The sequence below is a fragment of the Dactylosporangium sp. NPDC050688 genome (assembly GCF_040654515.1).
Classification (GTDB): Bacteria; Actinomycetota; Actinomycetes; order Mycobacteriales; family Micromonosporaceae; genus Dactylosporangium.
Map to the genome: position 1 here is coordinate 31500 of NZ_JBFAIC010000024.1, position 21084 is coordinate 52583.

Sequence of the window (21084 nt, forward strand, 5' to 3'; positions counted from 1 at the left end):
TAGCTCAGTAGCCAGTTCCCATCATGTGGCGCGGTCGTGTGTTCCAGATCCGCTTGCGCAAAGCTTCCTAGGAGGCTAGGCTTTGCCGTATGACCATCAACCCTGGGGCCGCGGAGTTCCCGCACCGGCAGATCGCCGCGCAGCTCCGGGCCCGCATCCACCGCGGCGACTGGGCGCCCGGCGAGCGACTGCCGTCGATCCCCACCCTCGCCACGCAGTTCGGGGTCGCCAAGCAGACCGTCCAGCGCACCATCGACCAGCTGCGCATCGAGGGCCTGCTGATCACCCGTCCGGGCTCGGGCACGTTCGTCCGCGGCACGAAGCGCCGGATGAACCGGCTGTCCCGCGGGCGCTACGGCGCCGAGCGCGGCTACCACGCCGAGCTCGCCGCGCGGTATCGTCAGCACCTGATGCAGGTCGGCGTCATGCCCTGCCCCGCCGACGTCGCCGAGGGCTTCGGCATCGACGTCGGCGTGCCGCTGCTGGTCCGCCGCCACCTCGTGCGCACCGGCGACGCCCCCGTCGAGGTCGGCGCCTCCTGGTTCCGCCCCGCCGACGTCCGCGGCACGTCCATCGAGCGCCCCGACGTGTTCGACCGGCCGCTCTACCAGGAGGTCGAGGCCGAGCTGGGCCGCCGCTACACGAGCGCGAAGGACCAGGTCAGCGCCCGCCTGCCCACCCGCGAGGAGGCCGAGCTGCTGCAGATCCGGCCCGACACGCCGGTGCTGGTGCTGCTGCACATCGCCTATGACGCCGAGCACCGGCCGATCGAGGTCGCCCAGGCCGCCTGGCCAGGCCCGATGACCACGCTGACGGAGGAGTACAAGATCCCGGGTGTCCGGCCCGGCCTGCCGACCGACGAACCGGACCTCGCCCTGGGTTAGGCCGCACGCGGCTCCGCCGAGCGTCGTGGCCAGGTGGCACGGCTGATCGTGCGCAGGTCCAGGATGCACTCGGGGGCAGGGTGCCGTTCGCGGCCTTCGGTTGGCGTGGCCACCGAAGGGTTGGCCCTGCTCGGCCGCCCGGCTTGCCGCGCGCTTTCGGGAGGTCGCGGTCGGCTGGGGGTTCGTCCTCGCCTGTCTCAGGCCTGCCGCGCGCTTCCGCACGCCCGCCTTCCCCGTGCCGGCCTTCCCCGTGCCGGCCTTCCCCGTGCCGACCTTCCCCGTGCCTGGCTTCCCGCACGCGTGCCCTCCGGCGCGCCCGCGCGCCCGCCCTCCCGCGCGCCCGCGTTCCGGCCGGACCACTGTGGTGATCCAAGTCGCGTCCCGGTCGCCCGGACGACCACGACACGACTTCGATCAACCGGGCAAGATCACACGTGAGCCGGCACCGACCAGCCGCCCGAGCGACGTCAACACCGTGAACGTTCGTGGACGGAACTAGGGCAGCGTCAGCGCGAAAACCGGCCGGGCTGGGCCGGCTGCCAGCCCGCGGCCAGCGCCGAGCGGACCCCGGAAGCGACCGTCGAGGGCAGCACGGGCTCGCTCGGCAGCCCCACCCAGTTGCTGGGATGCGGCCCCGGCATCGACACGACCAGCAGCGCACCCCGCTGCCCGGCCTGCTCCACGACGAACGTCAGGGGTGTCCAGGCCATTGCCTGGTCGTACGTCGGCCTGCGACGCACCCGCCAGCGGAACTCGACCCCGTCGACGACGATGCGCCGAGAACCCTTTTTCGTCAGCGTCACCGCACCCCCAGCTCTCCAGGCACCTTGAGCAGCACCGTAACCGGGGTGCACCGCGACTGCCACCGGTGATCCGCGGGGAGGGACAGCGGCGGGAGAAAATTTCCGCCGGGCGTGCAGCGTTCCGAGTGGCGGCGTCCGTTCTATCTGCGGCGGAGGGAGCGGCCGGTTGAAAGCAGACGATCCGGACGGGTTCCGGGAGTTCGTGGCGTCGCGGATGGCGGCGTTGCGGAACCTGGCGTACGTCACGTGCGGGGACTGGCACGCTGCGGAGGACGCGGTGGCCAACGCCCTGACGAAGCTGTATCCGCGCTGGGCCCGGCTCGACCGGCCTGACCTGTACGCGCAGACCATGGTCGTCCGGGCGGCGATCGACGAGACACGACGGCCCTGGTGGCGGCGGGAACGCTCGGCCGGGGACGGGGTGCCCGACGTGGTCCAGGGCGACCACAGCGGCGCCGCCGACGAACGCCTGGCCGTGCGCCGGGCCCTGGCCGCCGTCCCGGTACGGCAACGGGCGGTCCTCGTGCTGCGGTACTACCTCGGCATGACGGTCGAGGAGGCGGCGGAGGTGCTCGGGGTCCGGGCCGCATCGGTCAGGAGCCAGACCACCAGAGGTCTGGCGAATCTCCGGGAGGCGCTCGCCGCCGGAGGCGTGGTCTTGGACGAACCGTCACAACTCGGAGAGTGGACCCATGCGAATGCAGGACCTGGTGGAGCTGGCGACGTCAGAGCCACCGCCACTGCGGTACGCCGCTGACGACATCGTCGCGTCGGGACAGCGCGTCCAACGCCGGCGCCGGCGCGCCTGGATGGCGTCCGGCGGGGCGGCGGTGGCGGTGCTCGGCGTCGTCGCCGCCGCGGTCGCGGTGCCGGCGCTGACCGGCAGGACACAGCAGCGACAGGAGCAGCCGGCGGCCGTGGCGGCGCAGCCCGTGCCGGCGACGGCGGAGCCGTTCACGTTCACGTTCGGCGGGTACCGGGTGGGCAAGCTGCGGGTGGCGCAGCCGGTCGACGTGTCGACCGCGTACCAGCTGGCCTCGGTGTACGCCGACGGGCTCGCCACCAACGACAAGGCCGTCGACCCCGACGCGCCGGGGCCGGGCGGGCCGAACCTGTACGCGTACCTGACCGTGTACCGGGCCGGCGCGTACGACCCGGCGAAGCTGACCGGCGCGCAGCAGGTGACCGTCGACGGGCGGCCCGGGCTCGAGGTCACCGACACCGAGCACGGCTGGGCGGTGCGCCGGACCCTGGCGTGGCAGTACAACACCGACGCCTGGGCGGTGCTCAAGGCGAGCTCCGACGACGCGGCGTACCCGTCAGCGAAGGAGCTGCGGGACCTGGCGGCGGGGCTGCGCGCCGCACCGCCGGCCGTGGCGAAGGTGCCGGTGAAGCTCGGGTACGTGCCGGCGGGGTACCGCCTCGACGAGGTCGCCGTGCACGCCATGACCGGCCTGAACGGCATCGCGTCCGCCCGCGAGGGCGACTACGCGGGGCTGCTGTTCAGCAAGCCGGGCCAGCCGACGACCGGGCTGAGCGTGCCGTTCGGCGGTGAGGAGGGCGACGACCCGCCCGGCAGTTTCGTCGTGTACGTGGTACCCGCCGCCAACTCCAACCAGCAGCCCTCGCCCGGCGTGACGTGCTTGACCGGGTTCTGCAACCGGTGGTCCGGTGGCGTGAACATCCAGGTCAGCAGCGGCGGGCGGCTCACGGACGCCGAGATGCGCAAGGTCCTGGAGGCGGTCACGCTCGGCGACGTGCAGGACGACAGCACCTGGACCCCGGTGACCGCCGCGATCCCCTGACGGCGGTGCACGACGGCGGCCGCCGGCCCTCGTGGGCACGGGACGGCGGCCGCCGGTGCGGATCAGGTGATCGGGTCCGGGGCGACGTCCGGCCGTGTCCCGGAGGACGCGGCCGCCGGGGACGCGGCCGCCGGGGACGCGGCCGCCGGGGACGCGGCCGCCGGGGTCGCGGACGCGGTCGCCGGGTGGGCGGTGTCGGCGCGCGGGTCGCCCTCGTCGGCGAAGTAGTCCGACGGGGTCGTGTCGTCGCCGCCGTCGGTGACGGAGGCGGCCCGCAGGATCAGGGTCAGCAGCGCCGCGACGGCGAGGTTCACCGCGACGGCGACGAAGCCGACGTAGATCGTCTTGGCGGAGTCGAAGCCGAACTCCTTCAGCGGGAACGCGGAGCCGCCGAAGTGGGCGCGTTTCGTGGCGGCGTTCGGGATCTGGTAGAGCATCCACATGCCCAGGCCCATGCCGGCGACCCAGCCGCCGATGAGGGCGCCGCGGTGGAACCAGCGGGTGAACAGGCCCAGCGCGACCGCGGGCAGCGTCTGCAGGATGATGACACCGCCGATGAGCTGCAGGTCGATGGAGAACTGCGGGTCGACGAACACCACGAAGACCAGCGCGCCGACCTTCACCAGCAGCGAGGTCACCTTCGACACCGTCGCCTCCTGGTGCGGGGTGGCGTCGCGGCGCAGGTACTCGCGGTACACGTTGCGGGTGAACAGGTTCGCCGCGGCGATCGACATGATCGCGGCGGGGACGAGCGCGCCGATGCCGATGGCGGCGTAGGCCACGCCGGCGAACCAGTCGGGGAACAGCTTGTCGAACAGCAGCGGCACGACGGTGTTGTTGTCGCTGGTGCCGTTGGGGTTCTTCAGCGGCGTGACACCGGCGGCGATGGCGGCGTACCCCAGCAGCGCGATGAGGCCGAGCAGCAGCGAGTACGCGGGCAGCGCCGACATGTTGCGCTTGATCACGTCACGGTTCTTGCTGGCCAGGACGCCGGTGATGCTGTGCGGGTAGAGGAACAGGGCGAGGGCCGAGCCCAGCGCCAGGGTGATGTACTGCAGCTGGTTGTTGGCGTTGAGCAGGATGCCGTCGGCCGGTGAGGCGGACTTGTCGAACTTCGCGTCTGCGGCGTCGAAGATGGCGCCCCAGCCGCCGAGCTTGTACGGCAGGTAGAACACCGCGACGAGGATGACGACGTAGATCAGGGTGTCCTTGACGAACGCGATGAGCGCCGGGGCGCGCAGCCCGCTGGAGTACGTGTAGGCGGCCAGGATCGCGAACGCGACGATGATCGGCAGGTGCCGGGCGATGGTGCCGGAGCCGGTGACGCCCATCGTCTTGAGCACGGACTCGATGCCGACGAGCTGCAGCGCGATGTACGGCATCGTCGCCACGATCCCGGTGATCGCGACGAGCAGCGCGAGGGTCGGGGACTGGAAGCGGGCCCGCACGAAGTCGGCCGGAGTGACGAACCCGTGCCGGTGCGACACCGACCACATCCGCACGAGCACCAGGAACACCAGCGGATAGATGATGACGGTGTACGGCACGGCGAAGAAGCCGGCCGCGCCGGCGGCGAAGAGCAGGGCCGGGACGGCGACGAACGTGTACGCGGTGTACAGGTCGCCGCCGACGAGGAACCAGGTGATCCAGCCGCCGAAGCTGCGGCCGCCGAGGCCCCACTCGTCGAGGTGGTTGAGGGTGTCGGGGCGGCGCCAGCGGGCCGCGACAAACCCGACCGCGCTCACACCGAGGAACAGGACGACGAAGATCGCGATCTCGAGCTGATGGTCACGCCACATCGCCGGTCACCGCCGCTTCGTCATCTGGTAGACGAGCGTGGTGGTGCCGACGCCGACGGAGATGATGGCGAGCTGCATCCAGTAGAACCTCGGGAAGCCGAGCAGCCGGGGGCTGTCGGCGTTGTACCAGACGGTGACCAGCGGCAGCACGATCGGGATGAACAGCAGCCAGTTCCACGGGCTCTTGTCCGCGGCCCGGGGGGTGTCGGGCCGTTCGGGACCGGTCATGGCTGACCTCCTCACAGGGGGTGTTCGGGCCTGGCGGGCGGCCAGGCAGATCGACGTAACCTGATCGCAGTCCCGGCCGCTGACCGATTTGGGCACTGATCGGCGAACGGTCGGTTTCGAGCGCCGGACGGTGTCGCACGTCACACCCTGGTGATCGCCGGGGCGGTCATCCGGGTCAGCTCCGCGGGGGTGGCGTTGCCGCCGGTGAGGATCACGGCGACCCGCACGCCCATCAGGTCGGGGCGGGCGAGCACCGCGGCGAGCGCGGCCGCGCCGGCGCCCTCGGCCTGGGTGTGCGCGGTGCCGGCGAGGACCCCGCGGGCGGCGTCGATGGCGTCGTCGTCGACGAGGACGAACCCGGCGAGCCGGTCGCGCAGCAGCGACTGCGGCAGCGCGAACCCGCGGCCGGTGGCCAGGCCGTCGACCCGGGTGCGGTTGTCGCGGCGGACGCAGGACCCGGCCCGCCACGAGTCGTGCGCGGCCGGCGCGGCGGCGGACTGCACGCCGATCACCCGGCAGCCGGGCGCCACCGCGGCGGCGACGAGGCAGGCGGCGGCCGCGCCGGTGCCGCTGCCGACCGGCACCACGACCGTGTCGAGGTCCGGGTGGCGCTCGAACAGCTCCAGGTAGGCGGTGCCGACCCCGGCGATCACGGCGGGCTCGTCGCCGGGGCTGACCAGGCGGCCGCCGAGCTCGCCGGCGAGGGCCTCGGCGCGGGCCTCGGCGTCGGCCATGTGCCCGCCGTGCAGGACCGCGGTCGCGCCGAGCGCCCGCACCGCGCGGACCTTGCCCTCGGCGGTGCCGGCCGGCATCACGACGTGGGCGGCGATGCCGAAGGTGCGGGCGGCGTACGCGACGGCCCGGGCGTGGTTGCCGGTCGAGTACGTGACGACGGGCAGGTGCGGGTCCAGCCCGGCGAGGAGGTTCAGCGCGCCGCGGACCTTGAACGCGCCGGTCGGCTGCGCGTTCTCGTGCTTGACCACGACGCTGCGGCCCGCCGCCTCGTCCAGCAGCGGGTACGACCAGGACGGCGTCGGCGGCAGGTGCCGGTCCAGCAGGCGCCGGGCGTGCAGCACATCGTTGAGCGAGATCATGCGGTCCAGCCTGCTGGCCGTACCATATATAAATCCAATGCCGAGTTTCTCTGGAAACCATAGGTGGGGTTGATGCTTGACCTGACGCGGTTGCGGGTGCTGCTCGCGGTCGCCCGGCACGGGTCGGTCACCGCCGCCGCCGAGGCGCTGCACTACGCGCAGCCGTCGGTGAGCCACCACCTGACGCGGCTGGAGGCGGAGACCGGCGCGCGGCTGGTGCAGCGGGTGGGGCGCGGGGTGCGGCTGACGCCGGCCGGGCGGCTGCTGGCGGAGCGGGCGGAGGAGATCCTCGGGCGCCTCGACGCGGCGGAGGCGGAGCTGGCCGAGCACAGCGGGCTGGCGGCCGGGCGGGTGCGGCTGGCGGCGTTCCCGTCGGCGCTGGGGTCGTTCGTGCCACCGGCGGCGGCCCGGTTCGCCGCAGCGCACCCGGCGGTGGCACTGAGCCTGGTGGAGGCCGAGCCGCCGGAGGCGTTGCGGCTGCTCAAGGCCGGTGAGGTGGACCTGGCGGTGGTGTTCGACTACGCGCCGCCGTCACCCGGTGACGGGTTCCGGTTGACGCCGCTGTTCGACGAGCCGCTGCACCTCGTCACCGGCGCGGCGGACACCCGTGACCTGGCCGGCCTCGCCGGGGCACGCTGGATCGGCGGCTGCGACCGGTGCCGGACCAGCCTGGTGCGGCGCTGCGAGGCGGCCGGGTTCGCGCCGCGGATCGCGTTCACCACCGACGACTACGTCGCCGTGCAGGCCCTGGTCGCGGCGGGCCTGGGCGTCACCATCCTGCCGGATCTGGCGCTGCGTGCGCATCGTGCGGCAGGTGTACGGACGGTGCCGCTGCCCGGCCCGGGCCGGCACGTGAGCGCCGCGCTGTACGGAGCCCCGCCCGACCCGCCGGGGCCCGCCGCACTGCTGGAGGCGCTGCTGGCCGGGTGACCCACGTCGCCAGGGGCCGCGGCCCGGGGCCCGCGGCGCTGCCGGCCGGGCAGGCAGGGGCTGGTGGCCGGGATCGCCGCGGCTTCCGGGCACGGGGGTGGAGCAGTGCGTGGGCGGGTGACCTCCGCCAGACGGGCGACCCGAGACGTCCGACGATCCCGGGCGCGGCGATCAGGCCGACCCGCCCACGCAATCCTGCGGCCGTCGCCGGCCTACAGCTTGATGCCCAGCAGCGCGTCCACGGCCGTGCGCATCAGCACCGGCGCGTCGCGGTCCTCACCGGCGTCGGCGAGGGTCGCGTCGACCCAGGCGTCCACGGCGGCGAGCGCACCCGGCGTGTCGAGGTCGTCGGCGAGCCGCTCCCGCAGCTGCTCCACCAGCTCGATGCCTGACGGGCCGATGCCGGACCGGGCCGCGGCGCGCCACCGGGACAGCCGCTGCTGGCCGGTCTTGAGCACGTCGTCGGTCCACAGGCGGTCGTTGCGGTAGTGGTCGGCGAGCAGGCCGAGGCGCACCGCCATCGGGTCGACGCCGTCACCGCGCAGGCGGGAGACGAAGACGAGGTTGCCCATGCTCTTGGACATCTTCTCGCCGTCGAGGCCGATCATGCCGGCGTGCACGTAGTGCGTGGCGAACGGCGCCTTGCCGCTGAGGGCCTCGGCGTGCGCGGCGGAACACTCGTGGTGCGGGAAGAGCAGGTCGTTGCCGCCGCCCTGCACGTCGATGGTGTCGCCGAGCAGGCTCTGGGCGATGACGGTGCACTCGATGTGCCAGCCGGGGCGGCCGGGGCCGAGGTCGCCGCCGTCCCACGCGGGCTCGCCCTCGCGCAGGCCACGCCACAGCAGCGGGTCGAGCGGGTCGCGCTTGCCGGGGCGCTGCGGGTCGCCGCCGCGCTCCGCGGCGAGGCGGAGCATCTCGGTGCGCGACAGGTTGGACTCGCTGCCGAAGCCGGGGGCCGTGGCGACGCTGAAGTAGACGTCGCCGGTGCCGTCCTCCAGCACGTACGCGTGACCGCTGGCCAGCAGCGCGGACACCTGGCGGGCGATCTGCGGGATGGACTCCACGGCGCCGACGTAGCGCTTCGGCGGGATGATCCGCAGCGCCTCCATGTCCTCGCGGAACAGGGCGGTCTCGCGCATCGCGAGCACGACCCAGTCCTCGCCGTCGCGGGCGGCGCGCTCCAGCAGCGGGTCGTCGACGTCGGTGACGTTCTGCACGTAGTCGACGTCGAGGCCGGCGTCGCGCCACACCCGGTTGGCCACGTCGAAGGCGATCATGGTGGCGGCGTGACCGAGGTGCGTCGCGTCATAGGGGGTGATGCCGCAGACGTACATGGTGGCGGGCCGGCCCCCCACGACGACCGGGGCGATCTCGCGGCGCGCCGAGTCGAACAGGGCGAGCGTGGTCGCACCGGCAGCGGTGCGGGGCAGCGTGGGCACCGCCGGTGCCGACCATGAATCCATCCGCCAAGACTATCTGCGGGCCGGTGCCGAAACACCGGGGAAACAGGTGTGACGAACCTAGCGTAGACAGGCCTTCACATCGGCGGCCACGGGATGGCGTGGCGGTCCTCGTCGGGCGCCGGGTAGCGCCTGCCCTGCAGCAGCAGGTTGATGCGCAGCGCGACGGTGCCCACCTCGGCGGCGGTGAGGTGCTCCGACAGCGCCTCGGCGAGCCCGGCGGTGTACTGGGCGCGCAGCTTCTCCAGCACCTCGACCGCCTCGTCGGGCAGCAGCTCGCCGGCCCAGCCCCACAGGATGGTGCGCAGCTTGTCCTCGGCGTGGAAACAGATGCCGTGGTCGACGCCGTGGACGCGGCCGTCGACGGTGTCGATGATGTGCCCGCCCTTGCGGTCGGCGTTGTTGGCGACGGCGTCGAAGACGGCCATCCGGGCCAGCCGCGGGTCGTCGTCGTGGGCCAGGACGAACGGGCGGCCCCGCTCGTCGTGCGCGGTGAGGATCCGCTTCCAGGTGCGCGGGACCTTGCCGAGCGGCACGAAGCCGAGGATCGCGTCGTCGGTCTGCAGCTCGTCGTCGATCCACAGCTGCACCATGCCGGCGCCGAGCGGGCCGTCGCGCAGGACGGTCGGCGGGACCACGTCCCAGCCGGTGGCCTCCGACAGCAGCCAGGCCGCGTACTCCCGGCCGGCGAGGGTGCCGTCGGGGAAGTCCCACAGGGGGCGTTCACCGCTGACGGGCTTGTACACGCACCGGGCGACCGTGGAGCCGTGGGTGATGGCGGCGCGCAGGGTCGCGTTGGACGCGTCCATCAGCCGGCCTTCGATCTCCATGGTGCCGTGGCGCAGCAGTTCCAGCGCCTCGTCCTGGGGCAGTGCCGGCACGTCGTCTACCGGCGGTAGCCGTTGTGCCGCGGGCACAGGTGCCCGCGGGCGTCGAGGGGCTGGCCGCACAGCGGGCACGGCGGGCGGCCCGAGGCCACGACCCGCTTGGCCCGGTCGATGAACGCGCGGGTCGCCTGCGGGGTCAGCCGGACCCGCAGCCGGTCCCGGTCGGCGATGACGAGCTCGTCGTCGTCCTCCTCCTCGACCTCCTCGACCTCGTCGTCGCCGACGGCGATCGCCTCGATGACGACGGTCGCGGTGTCGACGTCGAACGCGAGGCCGAGGGTGCCGACGCGGAACTCCTCGTCCAGCGGCGTGTCGAGCGGCTCGTTGTCGCTGGTGTCGACGGCGGCGGTGTCGGGCAGGTCGACGCCGAAGCGCCGCTGCGCCTCCAGCAGGAGCTCCTCGAGCTTCTCCGCCAGGAGGGTCACCTGCACCTTCTCCAGGGCGACGCTGACCAGGCGCCCCCCGCCGCGCGCCTGGAGGAAGAAGGTCCGCTCCCCGGGCGCGCCGACGGTGCCCGCGACGAATCGCTCGGGCGGCTCAAACGCATAAACCTGGTGACTCACTTGTTCACCTCCGCTGCGTCCCGGCGCCGACGTGAGCTCGACCGGAGCTGCCGATGCACGGCTCCTCCGCTACGCTCCGGACCGCTCATGGTCGTCACCTCCGCTGCACTCCGGTGCCGGCGTGAGCTCAACCCGCCGCGCTCCGGACCGCTCATGCCGAAAACTCTATCCGCATGTGCGCACGAGCGCCGAGGCCGGGCAGCAAGATCACACAGAACCGCCCGAACCGCCCCCGACCGCGGCGTCGGAGGTGGGTTCGTCGTCGACCTTCGGCACGAACGGCGCCAGGTCACCGCCGGTGTCGTTGAGGCGCAGCACGAACGAGCGCAGCGGCGTGTACCGGATGACGGTGATCGACGCGGGCTCGACGGCGATGCGCTGGAACAGGTCCAGGTGCATGCCCAGCGCGTCGGCGACGACCGCCTTGATGATGTCGCCGTGGCTGCACGCGAGCCACACCGCGTCCGCGCCGTGCGACGCGGTGAGCCGGGCGTCCCAGCCGCGGACCGCGGCGACGGCGCGCGCCGACATGACCGCCATCGACTCGCCCTCAGGCCCCGGGAACACCGCCGCGGACGGGTGCGCCTGCACCGTCGCCCACAGCGGCTCCTTCGCCAGCTCCTTCAGCGGCCGGCCGGTCCAGTCGCCGTACCGGCACTCGATGACCCCCTCGTCGACAACGACGTCCGCGTACTCCGGCAGCGCCAGCGACACGGTCTCCCGGCAGCGCGGCAGCGGGCTGGACACCACCGCCGCCAGGGGCAGCTTCGCGTCGGCGAGCCGCTCGCCGACGGCACGGGCCTGCGCCTGCCCGACGTCGTCGAGCCCCACGGGCTGGTGACCGGCGAGGATCCCGGTGGCGTTGGTGGTGGTGCGGCCGTGCCGGAGCAGCAGAACTGTCGTCACAGGGTCAAGCCTGCCATCTCCCACGCCCGGGCCAGCTGCCGCATGGTCTGGATGCCGTGCTCGTGGTCGCCGAAGATCAGGGTGGCGATCTCGGTGACGCCGGCCTCCCGGTACGCCTGCAGCCGCTCCGCGACCCGTTCGACGGGCCCGATGAGCGAGGTGCGGTCGATGAACTCGAACGGCACCGCGGCCGCCGCCTCGCGGTGCTTCTTCGCCAGGTACAGGTCCTGCACCTCACGGGCGGCGTCGCCGTAACCCATGCGGGTGGCGAGGGCGTTGTAGAAGTTCTGCTCCCGGCTGCCCATGCCGCCGACGTACAGGGCGGCGTACTGGCGCACCAGCTCGGCGCACATCTTCGGGTCGTCGCCGAACACCACCGGTACACCCGCGCAGACCTCGAACCCGTCGAGCGTCTTGCCGATCTTCGCCCGGCCCGCCTCGATCGGCTTCAGGGACTCGGCCGCGAACTCCGGGGAGAAGAAGATCGCCAGCCACCCGTCGGCGACCTCACCGGCGAGCTCGAGGTTCTTCGGCCCGACCGCGGCGAGGTAGACCGGCACATGGTCGCGGGTCGGGTGCAGCGTGAGCTTGAGGGCCTTGCCCGGGCCGTCGGGCAGCGGCAGCCGGTAGTGCTGCCCGTCGTAGGCGACGGTCTTGCGGGTCAGCGCGAGGTTCACGATGTCGATGTACTCGCGGGTCCGCTGCAGCGGCTTGCCGAACCGGACACCGTGCCATCCTTCGGACACCTGCGGCCCCGACACGCCGAGGCCGAGCCGGAACCGGCCCCCGGACAGCTTGTCGATCGTGGCCGCCGTCATCGCCGCCATCGCCGGGGTGCGGGCCGGGATCTGGAACACCGCCGAGCCCAGCTCGATGCGCTCCGTCTGCCCCGCGAACCAGGCCAGCAACGACGGGGCGTCGGATCCGTACGCCTCCGCCACCCATACGCAGGAGAAACCGAGGCGGTCCGCCTCCTGCGCGAGGGCCAGGTGACCGGCGGGGTCATTCCACGCGGCGAGATATCCGAGGTTCAACGCGAGTCGCACTACAGCCTCCCAGGGTCCCCCGTGCGACCCTGCACGGGCGGCACCAAGGGTAGCGGGGGGCCCGCCTACCCGCCTTCGGTGGGATCCGGCCGTATCGTTCCATGCATGCAACAGCGACCGCTCGGCCGTAGCGGGCTGGCGGTATCCCGGCTGGCCCTCGGCACCATGACCTGGGGCCGTGACACCGACGCCGACGATGCGGCCGCCCAGCTCAAGACGTTCCGCGACGCGGGCGGCACGCTGCTGGACACGGCCGACGTGTATGCCGACGGCGAGGCCGAGTCCGTGATCGGCGCCCTCGTCGGGCGCCTGGTGCCCCGCGACGAGCTGGTCATCGCCACCAAGGCCGGCCTGCGCCCCGGCATGGCGCGCCGCCGCGACGGCTCCCGCAGCCACCTGCTGCGCGCCCTGGACACGTCCCTGGAGCGGCTCGGCACCGACCACGTCGACCTGTGGCAGATCCACGGGTACGACCCCGACACGCCCCTGGAGGAGACGCTCAGCGCCCTCGACACGGCCGTGCAGACCGGCCGGGCGCGCTACGCCGGTGTGTCGAACTTCTCCGGCTGGCAGACCGCCCGCGCCGCCACCTGGCAGGCCGCCTGGCCGGGCCGCGCCCCGCTGGTCTCCACCCAGGTCGAGTACTCGCTGCTGGAGCGCGGCATCGAACGCGAGGTCGTGCCCGCCTGCTCCGCCCAGGGCATCGGGCTGCTGCCCTGGTCGCCGCTCGGCCGGGGCGTGCTCACCGGCAAGTACCGCGGCGGCGTGCCCGCCGACTCCCGCGCCGCGTCGCCGCACTTCGAGCGGTTCGTCGCGCCGTACCTCGACGACCGCTGCGCCGGCATCGTCGAGGCGGTCGCCACCGCCGCCGGCGGCCTCGGCGTGTCACCCCTGGAGGTCGCCCTCGCCTGGGTCCGCGACCGGCCGGGCGTCGTCGCGCCCGTCCTCGGCGCCCGCACCGTCGGCCAGCTCCTCGGCGCGCTGCAGACCGAGGAGATCGACCTGCCGCGCGAGATCCGGGCCGCCCTGGACGACGTGTCGGCTCCGGCGTCGGGCTACCCGGAACGCCAGACATAATTGCCCACCATGATCCGTGCCATGCTGTCGTCGCTGGTACTGGTGGCGCTCCTGACCGGATGCGACGCCGGTGCCCCGGTGAGCCGTCCTGACGCGACCGTACCGACGCCCACCTGGGCCCCGGCCCCGTCCGCGTCACCCGCCGGGTCGGTCGTCCCGGTGGGTGGACCCCCGTCGGCGGTCGCGACCGGCCCGTCCGGCACCGCCGTGGCGCTCCCGGCGGCCCTGCTGCTGCTCGACACCGCGGGCGCCCAGGTCGCCTCCGTGCCGGTGACCGAGCCGGTACGCTCAGTGGTCGCCCTGCCCGGCGGAGGATTCCGCGCCGTGTCCGGCAGCACGGTGCTCACCGTCGGTGACTCCGGCGTCACCACCCGGTGGGCGCTGCCCGCCGCCGGCGGAGCCCTCGTAGTCCACCCGGACGGGTGGACCGCGGTCGCCGTCCCGTCCCTCGGCAACGTGATCATCCTCTCGGCGACCGGCGCCGTGACCCGCACCCTGGACGTCGGCGGCGCCCCCGGCGGCCTGGCCGTGACGGGCGACCTCCTCGCCGTCCTGGACCCCGCGGAGACGTCACTCACCGTGTACGACGCCACCTCCGGCGCCCGCAAGGAGGGCCTGCGCGCCGGCGACGGCGCCACCACCGTCACCACCGGCGGCGCCGGCCGTTTCGTGGCGGTCGACGCCCGCGACGGCGAGCTGCTCGTGTTCGAGACCGGCCCGCTGGTCCTGCGCCAGCGCCACCCGGTCCCCGGCACCCCGTACGCCGCCGCCTTCGACCCCACCCGCAACACCCTCTGGGTCACGATCACTCAGCGTAACGAGGTGGTCGGCTACAACCTGGCCGGCGGCGCCCCGCGCGAGGTCGCCCGCCACCCCACACCCCGCCTGCCGATAGCGGTAGCCGTCGATGCCACGACCGGCACGCTGGTGGTCGCCGGCTCGGCGGAAGGTCTGGTGCAGCGCATTTCGCCGTAGCAATATCGGTTCATGGACTACGAATACGTGCCGTTGCGGCTGCCGTCGAACGTGGACCGGCTCACCGCCAACGCACAGCTGACGATCCAGGCCGAGTACGGCGGCTGGGAACTGGCCAGGGTCCGCCTGTACGCCGACGGCACCCGCCAGGTCATGCTCCGCCGCAAGGTCACCAGCGACGCCATGCCGGGCCTCAGCACGTAGCTCGCCGCCTTCTTCGATCGGGCGCGCCGGTGCCGCCCGGAGACCGCTTCGCCTCAGTCAGGACACAACCGGCGAAACCGGGTGTAGTTCTGGACGCTTCCGACCTGACCCGTCCGACATCATCCGGCGGGTTCGAGTTCGGACACAGGCCGCACGGCGCCGGCCACGGGCGCCCGGCCCTTGAGCCGGTCCACCAACCGGATGGCCGCCACCGGGGCAGCGAACACGGTGGCGAACACGGCGACCGACGCCGCGACAATGCCGACCTGGGCCATGGCGGAGACCTCCGGCAGAGCACCGAGCTCCTCGGAGGAGACCCCGAGGGCGGGCACTGTCAGGAACGCGGCACCGGCCGCCGCCGCGAGCCAGCGCCACCACCGCGCCGCCGTGATCGCGGCCACCAGGGCCGCCGGCACCACGGCGGCGACGTAGAGCAGCACGATGAAGAACGTCCCCGACCAGCTGAACCTGGGCTCACCACCGGCCGTGATCGTCAAGAGCCGCATGAGCACGCGCGACAGGGCACCGAGAATCACCCCGGCGACCACCGCACCGACGACAGCATTGGTTAATACCCTCAAAGTACGCATGGGGACGGAGCTTAGGCAGCCAAACGACCCGCCGCCGCTGCTCGGTCACCTTTATGACCGGCGACGTTGTCACCGGCGGCACGGCTGCGACCGCACTCGCTGCCGACGTGCCGGCGTGCCGGCCACGACGAGTGCACGCACGACAGCCTGTGGTGCCGGCACGAGTGCGCAGGCCACGACGACGGTCATGCCCGTGGCTGGGCCGCGGGGACGCGGCCTGTCGCCGGACGGTCGGTGGTCCACCGGCCCTGTGCCACCGACAGGTCCCGGTGACACGCTGACACTGCCCCTGTGGCTTGACCGACACTGTCCCTTGACGCGGGCCCTCTTGCCCCGGCCGCCCCGGCGCGGCCGGGGCGACCCACCTTCATCGCGGCCGTCGACACGGACGGCGAACGGCCGCCCCGGCGCGGCCGGGGCGACCCGCTCCGCGCGGCCGGGGCGACCCGCTCCGCGCGGCCGGGGCGGATCATCGGTAGTGCTGCCGGCGGCTTCAGCGCAGCGAACGCTACCTAGTTCTTGCGACCAGGGCAGCGGCGATCGTCGGTGGCGCGGACAGGCTGGCCGACGGGCAGACGATCCGCCAGCCGGCCGGCACTGGCGCGAACGGACAGAAGCGGACAGAAACGGACAGAAAGCCACCGAGCAGGCAGCGGACCTAGCCACACCGGCGCGCCGAAGCGTGGAGGCTGTCGACCAGGCCGTCCGACGTCAACGGGTCGGCCCAGGTCAGCCGGGACACGGGCGAGCAGGCCGGGCCGCGTCCGCCCGACGTCGGCTGGCCGCGTCAGGTCGGCCTGCCGCGTGAGCCGCCGGCCCGGCGACCGGCCGGGCCGGTGCGCGAGCCGGGAGTGCCCCGGCTCGCGGCTTCCCGTCGTCAGAGGCGGTCGGCGGTCCCTGGTGCCCCGCCCCCGCCAGAGGCGGTCGGCGGCCTTGGTGCCCCGCCGTCAGAGGCGGTCGGCGGCCTTGGTGCCCTGCTCCGGGGCCTCGCCCAGGCCCGCGTCGATGCCGACGCCCTCTTCCTCCTCCAGCTCCTCGTCCAGGTCGACGAACGCGTGCTCGTCGAGCCGGTCCACGACCCTGTCCTGCTCACCGACAGCGAACGGGCCGGTGCCGTCGTTGTCCTCGTAGGCCTCGGGGTCGAGCGGGGTGGCGACCTCGGCGACGACCACGACGCCGTCGAGGGACTCCAGCTCGGGGATGTCGAGGGCGCCGAGGGAGCCGTCGCCGGCCTGCATCAGCTCCAGGACGGCCTCGCCGACGGTCTCGACCGGGGAGGCGTCGCCGTCGCCGGGGTTGGTGCGGCGGGCGGCGTCGGCGAGGCGGAGCAGCGCGGCGACGCTCGGGACGCGGTAGTCGCGGCGCTGACGGACGGAGATGATCTGCGGGTGCGGGTCTTCGGCCTCGGTGCCGTCGACGCCGCCGATGCCGACGCCGAACTGCCGGTCGGCCTCGTCGGGGTCGATGGCCTCGACGTCCCACGGGGTGACCTCGCCGAAGGCGTCGAGCAGGAGCTCGTCGTAGCCGTTGGAGGCGTTGTTGAGCTCGACATAGGCGCGCCACACCTCGTCGTCGTCGGCCCGCCCGTCGGCGGCCTTGACCGCGGCAAGGTGGTCGCGGGCCGCCGTGATCACGCGCTCGAGCGCGGCGTCAAGCTCCGCGTGCCGGTCGGTCATGATGGGTCTCCCCCTGATTGGTGGCTGTCGGTGGTGTGACGGTTGATCAGGACTGCTGCAGGAACCTGTCGAGGACTCGCACGCCGAACTGTAGTCCCTCCACGGGAACGCGCTCGTCAATGCCGTGGAACAACGCGCCGAAGTTCAGGTCGGCGGGCAGGCGCACGGGCGAGAAGCCGAAGCAGCGGATGCCGAGCTTGTCGAACTGCTTGGCGTCGGTGCCGCCGCTGAGCATGTACGGCACCGGCAGCGCGCCCGGGTCCTCCGCCTTGAGCGCGGCGGTCATCGCGTCGACCAGCGCGCCGTCGAACGTGGTCTCCAGCGCGGCCTGGCGGTGGATGTATTCCAGCTCGATGTCGGGGCCGACGAGGTCGCGCAGCTGCTGCTCGAACAGCTCCGACTGGCCGGGCAGGGTGCGGCAGTCGATCGTCGCGGAGGCCCGGCCTGGGATGACGTTGTCCTTGTACCCGGCGGCGAGCCGGGTCGGGTTGGCCGTGTTGCGCAGCGTCGCGCCGATGATCATCGCAATCGGGCCGATCTTCTCCACGGCCCGCTCGGGGTCGTCGAGGTCGAGCTCGATGTGCAGGATCTCGGAGACCTGCTCGAGGAACGCCCGCACCGTCGGCGTCATGATCACGGGGAACTTGTGCCGCCCGACCCGGGCGACGGCCTCGGCGACCGCGGTCACCGCGTTGTCGTCGTTGATCATCGAGCCGTGGCCGGGACGGCCCTTGGCGTGCAGGCGCAGCCAGTCGATGCCCTTCTGGGCGGTCTCGATGAGGTAGAGCCGCTGGTCGCCGCCGACACTGACGGAGAACCCGCCGACCTCGCCGATCGCCTCGGTCACCCCGTCGAAGTGGTGCGGGTGACGCTCGACGAGATACTGGGCACCGTAGGTGCTGCCGGCCTCCTCATCGGCGAGGAACGCGAGCACCACGTCCCGCGGTGGCTTGCGGCCCTCCCGGCGCATCTGGCGGACCAGGGCGAGGACCATCGCGTCGAAGTCCTTCATGTCGACGGCGCCGCGCCCCCACAGGTAGCCGTCCTTGATCTCGCCGCCGAACGGGTCGACGGACCACTCCGACCCGTCGGCCGGGACGACGTCGAGGTGGCCGTGGATGAGCAGCGCGTCGCGGCTCGGGTCGCTGCCCTCGAACCTGGCCACGACATTGGCCCGGCCCGGCGCGCTCTCGTGGATCTGCGGCTCGAGGCCGACCTCGGCCAGCTTCTCCGCCACGTATTCCGCGGCGAGCCGCTCCCCGGCGCTGGTCGCCAGGTCGCCGGTGTTGGTGGTGTCGATGCGCAGCAGGTCGCGGCAGAGCTCGATGACCTCGTCGGTGGCGTCCATGGAGAAGTCATATCAGGCCGCTGTGACAATTTTGGCGGGTGGTCCGGCGACGTACCACGAGACGTCACCGGACCGTCACACTCTTCACCAGCCGAAGCCGGCCCCGTAACTCACCGTGGCGAGGACTGCCTGGCCCGACGCGTTGGGGTGGAAGTAGTCCCAGGTCGAGATCTGGGACAGCTGGAAGGCGTAGCCGAACACGGCACCGCCGTCGTACTTGCAGTTGGCGCCGTACGCCGTACAGGCCGCCGCGAGCTGGCCGTTGTAGTCGATCACGCGCTGGCGGACGCGGTCGCGCCGGGCGGTGTCGGCGGCGGCGGTGGAGGTCGGGTTGGCGAGCATCGACTGGCAGATACTGAAGAGTCCCCAGGCGGTGCGGGCGCCGGAGCTGTCCTTGCCCACCTGCCAGAGGCGCTTCAGGTCCGGCACGCTGATGAGCAGGACCTTCGTGTCGGGCAGCCCGGCCTTGAGCGTGCCGAGCGCGCTGTCGAGGGAGCCCCGGAACGCGGCGACGCTGGTCATCGACGCCTCCGAGGAGGTGCAGGCGTCGTTCGCGCCGATGAGGATGGTGACGTACGCGGCACGCTGCGACACGACGGTCGCGGCCTGCCCCGGCATGTCGGCGACCTTCGCCCCCGATCTCGCGTCGTTGGAGGCATGCCCGTCGATGGCCGGGTTCTTCGCCCGGATCCGCAGGTAGTGGCTGTTGACGGCGGTGGTGCTGCCCGTACTGAACGAACGGGACGGGCAGTCGACGAACCATCCGCACGCGTTGAACCCGCGGGTGATGGAGTCGCCCATGCTGGCGATGGATCCGGGTGGCGGCCCGGCGGCGGCGTGTGCCGGGAGGGCGGTCCCGAGCAGCGCGACGAGGGTGGCGGCGAGGACGGTCGGTCCCCGCCAGGAGACGGACATGGCGGCCCCTTTCCGGGTACAGGTGGCGGCCGCGACGGAAGGCTCCCAGACCTTCCATCGATGGCGGTACATGGCAGCGTACTGGCCAGTAACCACTCGTTTCAAGAAGCCGCGCCCCGGGTACCGATGCGACACCAGCAAAACGATCGATGGAGGGTCCCCGTGAGCGCCGCACCCCTGCCGCCGCTACCGCCGGTGCCGGGCATCGAGGACGACGACGTCGACTTCGGCGGCCGGAGCATGCTCGACCTGCTCGACGAGGAGCACCGGCAGCTCACCTCGCTGTGCGAGCGGCTCATCGCACCTGGTGAGCAGGACACGGCGAAACCGCAGGACATCGAGGACGTCCTGGTCGCCACGCTCGCCCGCCACCTGTCCGCGGAGGAGCAGTACCTCTACCCGACGGTCAAGGCCGTCCTGCCCGACGGCGGCCCGATCGCCGAACAGGAGATCGCCGCCGACGCCGAGCTCCTCGTCGCACTGCAGCGGCTGCACGTCACGCCCGCCGCGGACGAGGCGTACCGCACCGCCCTGGACGCGGTTGCCGCCCACGTACGCGAGCACACCCACCGCACCGGCGGGGAGGTGTTCCCCCGCCTGCGCGAACAGTGCACGGACACCGAGCTCGTCCGGCTCGGCAACCGGGTCGAGATCGCCCGCGGCGCGGCACCCACCCGGCCCCACCCCAACACCCCGGCGACCCCGCCGCTCAACAAGCTCGTCGACCCGGCCGTCGCCGTCGTCGACAAGGTCCGCGACGTTCTCACCCGCCGTACCACCTGGCCCGAAGACCTCGCGAGCTGACCCCCACCCATCGACCGGTTTACCGATCTCACCCCGGAGGTATCAATCCATCATGGCTACTGTTCTGTGGATCATCGCAGTGCTCATCGGCATCGCCGGCGTCGTCGCGCTCCTGCGCCGCCAGATCCTGTGGGGCATCATCCTGATCGTCGTCGCCCTGCTCGTCGGCCCCGGTGGCGTCAGCATCTTCAACGTTTGACCAGCAGACTCGGGTGACTGGCGCCCCCTGCGGCCACCCGGCGATCAGGGCCCCGGCGATCCCCCTCAGCCGGGGCCCTTCGCGTGTCGCACCCCCCGATTCGCCAAGATCTTCCAGGACCGTGTAATGTCTCCGACGGCCATCCGGGGCGGTGAGAAAGTCACCGGGTAGGATGTCCACAGCAGGTCGAAGTGGCGGAATGGCAGACGCGCTAGCTTGAGGTGCTAGTGCCCGCAAGGGCGTGGGGGTTCAAGTCCCCCCTTCGACACCAGAACCCGGCGCACACGCCGTTTTTGAGGGTCGTGTGTTCGAGCGTAATCGAACACGCGGCCGCGGCATTTCTGCCGCATCTCCCCGACCGTTCGGCTTGGGCTGGGTGGTCGACATGACCGCTGGTCCGATTCAGCCGATCATTCCCTCTGTACAGCCGTTCGCCCGTGCGGTGGTCCCGCCGGCGGCCGGCCCGGCGCGGTCGCGTGGGCCGCTGCCTCTGGCCAGGCTGGCGCAACGGCCCGCTGGAACGCTCCGGTTCGGCCTCGCCACGATCGACACGAACGGGCGGGTCGCAGACAGCATCCTGTTCACGACTCTCGGCTGGAAGACCGGCACCCGGCTGGACATCCGCACGTGTGGCGGCTTGATCCTCGTTACCGCCGATGAGCACGGTGTGTTCCGGTTCAGGTCGCCCGGATATGTGCGGATACCCGTGACAGCACGGCAGTGCTGCCGCCTTCTGCTCGGTGACCGGGTGCTGCTGGCTGCCGACCCGGTTAACGGACTGCTCGTCGTGCATCCGCCTGTGGTGCTTGAGGAACTGGTCGACGGGCTGTTGACCACCCGGCTGCGGGAGGCAACGTCGTGACGGCCGCGACAACACCCGGTCGCGAGGCC

General features: G+C 72.6%; 22 protein-coding genes, 1 tRNA gene and 1 pseudogene. 11 read left to right on the forward strand and 13 right to left on the reverse strand.

Features of this window, described 5'->3' with window-relative positions; translation table 11 throughout:
• The first annotated feature begins 89 nt into the window (after positions 1-89).
• Positions 90-884 (forward strand): GntR family transcriptional regulator, encoded by a 795-nt coding sequence (locus AB0H83_RS23120; protein ID WP_360097450.1) that lies wholly within the window; start codon positions 90-92, stop codon positions 882-884.
• Positions 885-1390: 506 nt separating this feature from the next.
• Here AB0H83_RS23120 and AB0H83_RS23125 read toward each other — a convergent pair.
• The gene (locus tag AB0H83_RS23125) at positions 1391-1687 is read right to left on the reverse strand and encodes a hypothetical protein (RefSeq protein ID WP_360097453.1); all 297 of its coding nucleotides are present in this window, start codon (positions 1685-1687) and stop codon (positions 1391-1393) included.
• Between the two features lie 166 nt (positions 1688-1853).
• Between AB0H83_RS23125 and AB0H83_RS23130 the strand changes: the two genes are divergently transcribed.
• Together AB0H83_RS23130 and AB0H83_RS23135 are read left to right on the forward strand one after the other, a co-directional pair.
• Positions 1854-2444 (forward strand): SigE family RNA polymerase sigma factor, encoded by a 591-nt coding sequence (locus AB0H83_RS23130; protein WP_360097456.1) that lies wholly within the window; start codon positions 1854-1856, stop codon positions 2442-2444.
• Entirely contained in the window at positions 2380-3492 is a 1113-nt protein-coding gene (locus AB0H83_RS23135) for a hypothetical protein (protein WP_360097459.1), read from the forward strand. The genes AB0H83_RS23130 and AB0H83_RS23135 overlap by 65 nt, the downstream gene beginning before the upstream one ends.
• A 200-nt stretch (positions 3493-3692) precedes the next feature.
• Here AB0H83_RS23135 and mctP read toward each other — a convergent pair.
• The 3 genes and pseudogenes from mctP to AB0H83_RS23150 form a co-directional block, all read right to left on the reverse strand.
• A pseudogene (gene mctP / locus AB0H83_RS23140) lies at positions 3693-5291 on the reverse strand (monocarboxylate uptake permease MctP); the annotation flags it as partial.
• 6 nt (positions 5292-5297) lie between these two features.
• Positions 5298-5519 carry a DUF3311 domain-containing protein gene (locus AB0H83_RS23145; protein ID WP_360097462.1) on the reverse strand — a complete coding sequence of 74 codons (222 nt, stop codon included), beginning with the start codon at positions 5517-5519 and terminating at the stop codon, positions 5298-5300.
• Positions 5520-5659: 140 nt separating this feature from the next.
• Positions 5660-6613: a pyridoxal-phosphate dependent enzyme gene (locus AB0H83_RS23150; RefSeq protein WP_360097464.1), complete on the reverse strand. Its 954-nt coding sequence runs from the start codon at positions 6611-6613 to the stop codon at positions 5660-5662.
• A 72-nt stretch (positions 6614-6685) separates the two neighbouring features.
• On the opposite strand from AB0H83_RS23150, the gene AB0H83_RS23155 reads away from it, so the two are divergent.
• Positions 6686-7543, forward strand: a complete 858-nt coding sequence (locus AB0H83_RS23155; RefSeq protein WP_360097467.1) for a LysR family transcriptional regulator — start codon at positions 6686-6688, stop codon at positions 7541-7543.
• A gap of 212 nt (positions 7544-7755) precedes the next feature.
• On the opposite strand, the gene mshC is transcribed toward AB0H83_RS23155, so the two are convergent.
• From mshC to AB0H83_RS23180, 5 genes are all read right to left on the reverse strand, one after another.
• Entirely contained in the window at positions 7756-9006 is a 1251-nt protein-coding gene (gene mshC, locus AB0H83_RS23160) for a cysteine--1-D-myo-inosityl 2-amino-2-deoxy-alpha-D-glucopyranoside ligase (RefSeq protein WP_360097470.1), read from the reverse strand.
• A gap of 74 nt (positions 9007-9080) precedes the next feature.
• A complete protein-coding gene (locus AB0H83_RS23165) occupies positions 9081-9884 on the reverse strand; it encodes an SCO1664 family protein (protein ID WP_360097473.1) in 804 nt (267 codons plus the stop codon).
• Positions 9885-9889: 5 nt separating this feature from the next.
• Complete coding sequence (locus AB0H83_RS23170) at positions 9890-10453, reverse strand: DUF3090 domain-containing protein (protein ID WP_360097476.1); 564 nt, start codon at positions 10451-10453, stop codon at positions 9890-9892.
• Positions 10454-10660: 207 nt separating this feature from the next.
• Positions 10661-11359, reverse strand: a complete 699-nt coding sequence (locus AB0H83_RS23175; protein ID WP_360097479.1) for a histidine phosphatase family protein — start codon at positions 11357-11359, stop codon at positions 10661-10663.
• Positions 11356-12405 (reverse strand): LLM class F420-dependent oxidoreductase, encoded by a 1050-nt coding sequence (locus AB0H83_RS23180; RefSeq protein WP_360097482.1) that lies wholly within the window; start codon positions 12403-12405, stop codon positions 11356-11358. The genes AB0H83_RS23175 and AB0H83_RS23180 overlap by 4 nt, the downstream gene beginning before the upstream one ends.
• 105 nt (positions 12406-12510) lie before the next feature.
• Between AB0H83_RS23180 and AB0H83_RS23185 the strand changes: the two genes are divergently transcribed.
• Genes AB0H83_RS23185 through AB0H83_RS23195 form a run of 3 tightly spaced genes read left to right on the forward strand, consistent with a single transcriptional unit; the run spans position 12511 to position 14661 of the window.
• Positions 12511-13482, forward strand: coding sequence for an aldo/keto reductase (locus AB0H83_RS23185; protein WP_360097485.1), 972 nt, complete (start codon positions 12511-12513; stop codon positions 13480-13482).
• Positions 13483-13491: 9 nt separating this feature from the next.
• Complete coding sequence (locus AB0H83_RS23190) at positions 13492-14457, forward strand: hypothetical protein (protein WP_360097488.1); 966 nt, start codon at positions 13492-13494, stop codon at positions 14455-14457.
• Between the two features lie 12 nt (positions 14458-14469).
• The gene (locus tag AB0H83_RS23195; protein ID WP_033357182.1) at positions 14470-14661 is read left to right on the forward strand and encodes a DUF5703 family protein; all 192 of its coding nucleotides are present in this window, start codon (positions 14470-14472) and stop codon (positions 14659-14661) included.
• A gap of 119 nt (positions 14662-14780) precedes the next feature.
• Here the strand turns inward: AB0H83_RS23195 and AB0H83_RS23200 are convergent, their stop codons facing one another.
• The 4 genes from AB0H83_RS23200 to AB0H83_RS23215 form a co-directional block, all read right to left on the reverse strand.
• A complete protein-coding gene (locus AB0H83_RS23200; protein WP_360097492.1) occupies positions 14781-15251 on the reverse strand; it encodes a hypothetical protein in 471 nt (156 codons plus the stop codon).
• A gap of 947 nt (positions 15252-16198) precedes the next feature.
• Entirely contained in the window at positions 16199-16927 is a 729-nt protein-coding gene (locus AB0H83_RS23205) for a hypothetical protein (protein WP_360097495.1), read from the reverse strand.
• 46 nt (positions 16928-16973) lie between these two features.
• A complete protein-coding gene (locus AB0H83_RS23210) occupies positions 16974-18275 on the reverse strand; it encodes a M20/M25/M40 family metallo-hydrolase (RefSeq protein ID WP_360097498.1) in 1302 nt (433 codons plus the stop codon).
• An 84-nt stretch (positions 18276-18359) separates the two neighbouring features.
• On the reverse strand, positions 18360-19190 hold the full coding sequence (locus AB0H83_RS23215; RefSeq protein ID WP_360097501.1) for an SGNH/GDSL hydrolase family protein: 831 nt from the start codon (positions 19188-19190) through the stop codon (positions 18360-18362).
• A gap of 162 nt (positions 19191-19352) precedes the next feature.
• Here AB0H83_RS23215 and AB0H83_RS23220 point away from each other — a divergent pair, with 162 nt between their 5' ends.
• The 4 genes from AB0H83_RS23220 (at position 19353) to AB0H83_RS23235 (ending at position 21055) form a co-directional block, all read left to right on the forward strand.
• Positions 19353-19994, forward strand: coding sequence for a hemerythrin domain-containing protein (locus AB0H83_RS23220; protein WP_360097504.1), 642 nt, complete (start codon positions 19353-19355; stop codon positions 19992-19994).
• A 52-nt stretch (positions 19995-20046) separates the two neighbouring features.
• Positions 20047-20193, forward strand: a complete 147-nt coding sequence (locus tag AB0H83_RS23225) for a GPGG-motif small membrane protein (RefSeq protein ID WP_169788941.1) — start codon at positions 20047-20049, stop codon at positions 20191-20193.
• Positions 20194-20378: 185 nt separating this feature from the next.
• Positions 20379-20464, forward strand: a tRNA-Leu gene (locus AB0H83_RS23230).
• Between the two features lie 114 nt (positions 20465-20578).
• Entirely contained in the window at positions 20579-21055 is a 477-nt protein-coding gene (locus tag AB0H83_RS23235) for a hypothetical protein (RefSeq protein ID WP_360097507.1), read from the forward strand.
• The last annotated feature ends 29 nt before the right edge of the window (positions 21056-21084 follow it).